Raw genomic sequence first — 7,750 nt, forward strand, 5'->3', positions numbered from 1 at the left:
CGGGGGTGCCGTCCGGCAGCGCGCCCTCCACCGGCTCGGAGGGCAGGGCCGGCAGGCGGATGATGAACGTGGTGCCTTCGCCCATCTTGCTCTGCACGCTGATGCTGCCGCCGTGGTTCTTCACGATGCGCTGGCAGATGGCGAGCCCCAGGCCCGTGCCCTTCTGCTTCGTCGTGAAGAAGGGCACGAAGATGTGCGTCTGTTGATCCGCCGGGATGCCCGGGCCGTCGTCGGAGACGCGCACCTCCACGAACTCGCCGCCCGCGCTGCGCAGGTCGCCGAAGCGCTCCGGCTTCTCCGTGCGCACCGTGATGCGGCCCGGCTGCGACCCCAGCGCCTGCACCGCGTTTTGCACCAGGTTGATCAGCACCTGCTTGAGCTGCTCCGCGTCGCCTTCCGAGCGCGGCAGGCGCAGGTCCAGCTCCACCGCCAGCTCCGCCGTGGGCGGCATGTCGTTCTGGATGAGCCGCATCGTGCGCGTCACCACCTCGTTGAGGTCGGTGGGCCCGAAGTTCTGCTTCAGCGGGCGCGAGTAGTCCAGGAACGCCGTCACCACGCCGTTGAGGCGGTTGACCTCCTCCACGATGACGTCCAGGAACTCGCCGTCCTCGCCCGTCAGCTTCCGTGGATCCAGGCACTGCGCGGCGCCCTTGATGGCGCCCAGCGGGTTGCGGATTTCATGCGCCAGGCCCGCCGCCATCTCACCCAGCGCCGCCAGGCGGTCCCGCTCGCGGATCTTCTCGTACAGCTTGGAGTTCTCCAGCACCGTCGCCATCCGCTCGGAGACCTCCAGGATGAGCGCGATTTCATCCGACGCGTACGCCTCTGGCACCCGTTCGTCCCACAGGTTCAGGAAGCCGATGACGCGGTCGTTGCCCATCAGCGGCACGCTGATGCCGGCCTTCATCTGGAGCAGCGCGGCGCGCGTGTCGTTGAGCCGCTTCAGCTCGTCGCGGAAGCGCTTGCCCTCCACCGCCTGCACCCGCATCACGGAGATGCGCCGCTCGATGTTCTCCAGCAGCACCGCCTTCTGCCCGCTGGCCACCGCGAAGAGCACGCCACGCGCGGCCGCCGTGTCCAGCAGCGCCACCGGCAGCGGGCCTCGCGAGTCCAGGAGCCGGTAGCCCGGCCGGTCCTCCGCCATCAGGTACACCGACGCGTGCGTCACGCGCCCCGTCTCGTGCAGCGCGTCCAGCACCACGCGCGCCAGTTCGGAGATTTCGATGACGGACGCCATGCGCACGCGCAGGGTGCTCAGCGTTCCCAGCAGCGCGAAGCGCTCGCGGAAGAAGATGCGCACCACCATCTCCTCCACCTTGGTGCGCAGCGGATCCAACAGGATGAGGATGACGAACGCGGCCACCACCGTGTTGAAGACGAAGAGCGACGTGTTCTCGTCCACCCACGCCGTCAGCACCGTGAACACCGACGCCAGGATGACCGCCAGCACCGTCTGCGAGGCGATCTTCCCCAAGAGCTCGTGCAGGTCCATCAGCCGCAGCCGCAACAGCGTCTGCGCGAGGAAGAACAGGTAGAGCGTCGCGAAGACCGGGCCCAGCGTGGGGAACGGGATGTCGTTGCGCGACAGGAAGTCCAGCCCGTTGAACAGCACCGCCGCGCCCGCGCCAATGGCCAGGTACGCCAGCCGGAACTGCTCGATGCGCGACTCCGTCGTGCGCACCCGGTGCACCAGCAAGGACACGGAAGTGAACAGCGTGCCCAGCACCCAGGCGCCCAGCGCCAGCCGGGCCCACCCATTGTCCGCCAGGGGTGTAACGGCGACGGTCAAGCCCAGCACGCCGGACAGGAGGGCGAGCCGCCGGCCGACCTGGTGCGCTCCCTTGCTGACCCCCAGGAACTCGAGGAAGAAGGCGACCGCCGCCCCGGGCACCAGGGAGACGGCGAGCACCGTCGCCCCGAGGGCGATGCGGGACACCCAGGGGTAGTCCTGCGAGGGAAAGATGCTGTGGAAGAAGAGGCTGAGGTAGTACCCAGCGACCGTCAGGGTGAAGACGGAGTAGAGCGTGAGGACCCGGGGTCGTCCGGGGCGCAACAACATGGACACGCCCAGCGCCAGACCGATGATGGAAGCAAGCAGTGCGCTCTGGGTGCGGATATCCATGTGCAGGCGGACAGTCTAACCTCTGTCAGGGGCTGGAAATTTTCCAACCACCCCCAGTTGTCCTCGGGCGTGCCCGAGCGCATCTCCCAGGGTCCCCGAGGCCCCCGCGAATGAAAGTGTCCCTCCAGCATCTCGCCCTCCTCGCCTCCGCGGCGCTGTTGTCCGCGCAGGCTCCCGCCCCCGCCGTCCCCAGCACCACCCCAACGGCTCCGGCCGCCACGGCCACGGCTCCCAGCGACGACACGGATCAGGCCCCCACGACGCGCACGGACAACGCGCCGTCGGAGGCGCAGCTGACGCCGCCGCCGGACGCGGACAAGGCGCCGTTGCCGGTGGGCTACGTGCAGGTGTTCAACCCGGCCTTCCCGGGGATCGTGCCGCCCACGCCGGTGGTGCACCGCGGGCGCCGCTACGGGCTGGAGGACCTGACGCCGTACTTCACCGACGGCAAGAAGCGGGACGCGAAGGACGCGTTCGACAAGGGCCAGTACACCAAGGCGCGCGTGCTGCTGGAGGGTGAAGGGGACAGCCCGCCGGTGCGCTACCTGCGCGCGTTGTCCGCGGTGCGGGCCGGGGACGACAAGTCGGCGGCGACGGAGATGGCGGCGCTCGCCAACGACTACCCGGCGCTGAAGGACCGCTGCCTCACGCACGCGGGCGTGGCGCTGGAGTCCCAGGGCCGGCTGGATGACGCGGCGGCCAGCTTCAAGCAGGTGCCGGAGGGCTCGCGCATGTACGTGGACGCGCGCCTGGGCCTGGCGCGCGTGCTGCGCAAGAAGAGGGACTACGACGGCGCCATGGAGGCGCTGACGCCGCTCACCCAGCGCATGATGACGGGCTGGGGCCGCAACGTGGGCGCGGAGGCGCTCATCGCCACGGCGGACCTGGCGGTGGAGAAGAAGGACAAGGCGGCGGAGAAGGCCGCGCTGTGGAAGCTGTGGGCAGCCCAGCCCCTGTCGCCCATCGTCAAGCAGGTGGAGAAGCGCCTCAAGGGGCAGACGCCGCCCGTGGACGCCAAGGTGGGCCGCGCGGAGGCGCTCATCGAAGCGCACCGCAACAAGCAGGGCATGGCCATCCTGGAGCCGATGCTCAAGACGATGAAGCTGCCGGACACGCTCGCGTGCCGCGCGCACTTCGCGTTCGGCAAGGGGCAGCGCAAGGAGCGCCAGCACACGGCCGCCATCCAGATCCTCACGCCGGTGGTGGAGCAGTGCAAGGATCGCGACCTGCTGGCCCGCGCGCTGTACGTGCTGGGCTCGTCGCGCTCCATCGTGGATCAGCAGCACGGCCCGGACACCTACGAGCGGCTGGCGAAGGAGTTCCCGGACCACTCGTTCGCGGACGACGCGCTCTTCTACGCGGCCGACCTGTACGTGAAGACGAACCGCCCCAAGGAGGCCATGGCGCGGCTGGATGAAGTCGCGCGGCTGTACCCCAAGGGCGACTTCCTGGGCGAGGCGCTCTTCAAGGCCTTCTGGGTGGCGCGCACGTCGAAGGTGGAGGACGGAGGCTTCTCCTTCCTGGACCGCATCGAGGCGCAGTTCGCCACCGCGGACGAGTCCTACGACGTGGAGCGCGCGCAGTACTGGCGGGCTCGCACGCTGGAGGAGCGCGGGAACATCCAGGGCGCCGCGGAGCTGATGGAGAAGCTCGCGGTGGAGCACCCGGCCACGTACTACGGCCTGATGGCGCGCTCGAAGCTGGGCGAGCTGGACCCCAAGCGGCTGGAGGCCGTGTCGTCGTCCATCTTCGACGTGCCGGAGGCCGCCAGCCCCTGGCCGATGTTCGCGGGCCCCATGGGGGATGACCCCCACTTCCGCGCGGGCGTGGAGCTCTTGCGGCTGGGCTTCGCGGACTCCGTGTCGTCGGAGCTGATGCTGGTGAACCGCGCCAACCAGCCGCCGGAGTCCATGCGGCTGCTGGTGATGGTGCTGTCTCAGTCCGGCGACGCGCGGTCGGCGCACGCCATCGCGCGGCTCGCGCTGCGCAAGGACCTGAGCGGGCGCATCACCGCGCAGACGCGTCCGGTGTGGGAGGTGGCCTATCCCAACGCGTTCCGCGACCTGATTGAGAAGCACACCGTGCCGGCGGGCGTGGAGCCGGACCTGCTCCAGGCGCTGATGCGCGAGGAGAGCGCGTTGGACCCCAAGGCCCTGTCCTGGGCCGGCGCGCTGGGCCTCACGCAGCTGATGCCCTCCACGGCGAAGGGCGTGGCGCGCGAGCTCAAGGTAAAGCACTTCACCGTGGACTCGCTGCTCCAGCCGGAGCTGAACATCCGCTTCGGCGCGCACTACCTGGGCGGGCTCATCAAGCAGTTCAAGGGCCACACGCCCTACGCGGTGGGCAGCTACAACGCGGGCTCCGGCGCGGTGAACCGCTGGCGCGCGGCCAGGCCGGACCTGGCGCTGGATGCGTGGGTGGAGGAGATCCCCATCGCGGAGACGCGCGGCTACATCAAGCGCGTGCTGCGCTCCTACAACACCTACCAGCTGCTCTACGGCCGCGTGCCGAAGGTGCCGGTGATGCCTAGTGCATCGCGTTAGTGTGTAATCCTGGCTGAAGCCTGAATTCGAGTTTTCTTTGTGGAGGGGGAAGGGCGGGCCGTGATTTCGTCGGCCGCCATGCTCCCCCTCCGAACGCGAATCGCTCCCCTCGCTGTCGCTGTCGTCACCCTGGTGGCTTTGTGTCTTCCGGCTGAAGCCGAGGCGCAGGACTGGTCGCTGACGAACGCGCAGCGGCAGGCGTTCCTGCGCTACTACGCGCCGGTCATCTTCAAGCGCGCGAACGCGAACGACAACAAGCACGGCTACGACTGGCTGACGAACTTCGACTTCGACCAGGACGGGGACTTCTCCAACAACAAGCTGCACTGGAAGCAGATCAACCAGTACGTGGACGCGTCGCGCGTGGGCCCCAGCGCGTTCGACAAGTGGCGCATCCGGCCGACGCTCTACACGTCACTGATTGAGTACATGGACGGGGGGAAGAACCTCACCCTCGTGTATCACCTGTATCACGCGCTGGATAAGAACGCGGCGGGCAACTGGCAGCTGCACGACTGGGAGCGCGTCGAGTTCCAGGTTCGCAACGTGGTGGGCAACCCGGGCAGCGGCGAGACCGTGGCGTATGCGGTGGTGACGCAGCACAAGCGCAACGTCGTGCGCCGGGCGGGCAGCGGCGACCTCCAGTTCATGCAGACGGGCACGGGCAGCCACCTGCTCATCTGGCAGGCGGAGTGGTCCGACAAGCTGCTGGCGCCGCACGGGCAGGAGTTGCGCTTCGTGACGGATTCGTACTCGTTCTTCGCGGGCCGGATGGCGTCTGGCGGGAAGGCGGAGGCGGACGTGAACAACGACGACGGGCGCAAGAAGCTGCACTTCGTCTTCGTGCCGGAGGACGACGGGGCGGCGGTGACGGCGTTCAACGCACAGCCGGTGCGGTACTCGACGGCGGACGCGCAGGCCAGCCGCTATGACAACGGGTCTTCGGCCAATTGGCCCGCGGTGAAGCGCGTCACGTACGAGCTGCAGGACCTGGCGGACATCCTCCCCACGCACTGGGAGCACGGGGGCTATGCGACGCACTGGCTGCCGGACGCGCCGCAGTTCTTCTACCTGGAGAGCCCGGTGGTGAACGAGGCGGGGCAGGCGGAGGTGAGCGTGGGGATGCAGCGCTTCTTCTCCAAGACGCGCGACGTGGAGGGGCAGGACGACCGCGAGGGCTACCCGTCGAAGAAGTGGTTCTTCGGCACGTTCGAGCTGAACGACAAGGCGTCGGACACGGGCGGCGGCGGGTCCAGCGAGTTCCACGACAAGTCGTGGGCGGGCACGGTGGCGGACTCGCGGGGGCAGACGCGCATGAGCGCCAGCGGCTACCCGGCGTCGGTGAATTCGTACTGGTGGCAGCACGACTACTTCGTGCACTCGGGCGTGACGGACGACACCGACGGGCGAGAGCAGGGCTTCTGGCTGCAGGGCGGGTGGTACCTGCCGCAGAACGGCGGTTTCGACGGACGCTGGGTGCAGCTCTTCGACGACCGGCCGGGCAAGGAGTCGGGCGAGTACTGAATTGGTCCTGATTGCCGAAGGGGGGGCAGAGCGAGAAGCGGCGCTCATGTCCCCCCGTGCAGGAACACTGGAAGAATCTCGGGATCGGAGTGGGACTGGTAGGCTAGAGGGGCAGTCCCACCCCCTCGTTTGCGTGAAGGAAACACGCCATGAGTCAGCCCAGCGCCCCCAGCCCTCAACAGATAGACCTCAACCGCACCGCCGTGGAAATCGCCCCCGAGACCTTCTGGGTCGGGAAGCGCGAGCCCGGCGGCATCTTCTTCGCCAACCCGTACCTGCGCCGCTTTCAGGGCACGGACACCCGGACGAAGAAACCCGCTGAGTTCAACCTCCTCATCGACCCCGGGTCGAGCAGCGACTTCTCCACCATCCACACGAAGGTGGTGTCGCTGATTGGAGGGATGGACCGGCTGTCGGCGCTCTTCATCAACCACCAGGATCCGGACGTGGGCTCGTCCGCGAACATCATCTCGGCGCGCTACTCGCCGCGCGCGAGCATCCTGTGCTCCGAGGACACCTGGCGGCTCATCGTCCACTTCAACCTGCCGCGCAACCGCTTCATCCCGACGGAGAAGTTCTCGCAGGGGTTGAGCGTGCCCACGGGGCACAAGCTGCTGCCGGTGCCGTCGCCGTTCTGCCACTTCCGGGGCGCGGTGATGCTCTACGACCCGCAGACGCGGGTGCTCTTCACGGGCGACCTCTTCGGCGGCCTCACGGACAGCAAGGCGCAGGGCCTGTGGGCGGAGGAGTCCGACTGGACGGGTATCCGGGCGTTCCATCAGATCTACATGCCGGTGAACTCGGCGCTGGTGCGCGCGGTGGCGGCCATCCGGAAGCTCACGCCCGCGGTGGAGATGATCGCCCCGCAGCACGGCCGCGTCATCCGGGGCAAGCTGGTGCAGCAGTTCCTGGAGCGCATGGAGCGCCTCCAGGTGGGCCTGGACATCATCGACGAGGCGCAGGACCGCACGCACCTGCAGGCCTGGAGCGCGGTGATTGACCGGGTGCTGAACCTGGCGCGCGGCTACCTGGGTGATTCGGTGGAGGCCAAGCTCACCGCGAGCGATCAGCTGGCGGACACGGCGAAGTTCAACGGCAAGCAGCTGGAAGTGAGCCGCATGGGCAAGTGGACGCTGGAGCACGTGGTGGAGGTGCTCTGCCAGGGCGAGCCCACGGAGATTTCCGGCCCCATCATGGTGGAGGCCACCATCGCCGCCGCTGAATACAACCTGCCCACGCCCCACCTGGACATCGAAGGCGCAGGCGCGCCGGCCCCCGTCTCGCTGCTGGAGTCGTGAGAGGGGAGGGCGGGTGCATTCCAAGGACCGTGACAGCGGAGGGTTGACCTACCTGGGCCCGGAGGCGTTGAACGCGCGGCCGGGCAACGCCGTGGCAGAGGACGGCTCGGAGCCGACGCTGCCGCAGGTGCGGACGCCCGTGTCTCCGGGCGGCACGTTGATCCAGGGCGCGGTGACGCCGCAGCCCCTGGTGCCCACGAGCCAGGGCCTTGTCCCCGGGCAGGTGGTGGCGGGGCGCTACCGGGTGGAGAAGTGGCTGGGGG

Annotated in this window: 4 protein-coding genes and 1 pseudogene; 4 read left to right on the forward strand and 1 reads right to left on the reverse strand. The window is 68.6% G+C overall.

Translation table 11 applies throughout. The features are described from left to right. A partial coding sequence (locus tag D7Y11_RS40205; RefSeq protein ID WP_126936319.1) for an ATP-binding protein occupies window positions 1-2,122 on the reverse strand: 2,122 nt, incomplete at its 3' end. Between the two features lie 110 nt (window positions 2,123-2,232). Here D7Y11_RS40205 and D7Y11_RS40210 point away from each other — a divergent pair. The 4 genes and pseudogenes from D7Y11_RS40210 to D7Y11_RS40225 form a co-directional block, all read left to right on the forward strand. After that, a complete protein-coding gene (locus D7Y11_RS40210) occupies window positions 2,233-4,665 on the forward strand; it encodes a transglycosylase SLT domain-containing protein (protein WP_126936320.1) in 2,433 nt (810 codons plus the stop codon). A 78-nt stretch (window positions 4,666-4,743) separates the two neighbouring features. Next, window positions 4,744-6,189 (forward strand): hypothetical protein, encoded by a 1,446-nt coding sequence (locus D7Y11_RS40215; RefSeq protein WP_126936321.1) that lies wholly within the window; start codon window positions 4,744-4,746, stop codon window positions 6,187-6,189. 149 nt (window positions 6,190-6,338) lie between these two features. After that, window positions 6,339-7,487 (forward strand): hypothetical protein, encoded by a 1,149-nt coding sequence (locus D7Y11_RS40220; RefSeq protein ID WP_120581412.1) that lies wholly within the window; start codon window positions 6,339-6,341, stop codon window positions 7,485-7,487. Between the two features lie 13 nt (window positions 7,488-7,500). Then, a pseudogene (locus D7Y11_RS40225) lies at window positions 7,501-7,750 on the forward strand (serine/threonine protein kinase); the annotation flags it as partial.

This window comes from Corallococcus sp. AB018, assembly GCF_003986945.1.
In the GTDB taxonomy this organism is placed as follows: domain Bacteria; phylum Myxococcota; class Myxococcia; order Myxococcales; family Myxococcaceae; genus Corallococcus; species Corallococcus exiguus.

Bases quoted from the DNA above. Each gene is read 5' to 3' on its own strand.
- D7Y11_RS40210 (WP_126936320.1), top strand. From the start codon at position 2,233: ATGAAAGTGTCCCTCCAGCATCTCGCCCTCCTCGCCTCCGCGGCGCTG.
- D7Y11_RS40215 (WP_126936321.1), top strand. From the start codon at position 4,744: ATGCTCCCCCTCCGAACGCGAATCGCTCCCCTCGCTGTCGCTGTCGTC.
- D7Y11_RS40220 (WP_120581412.1), top strand. From the start codon at position 6,339: ATGAGTCAGCCCAGCGCCCCCAGCCCTCAACAGATAGACCTCAACCGC.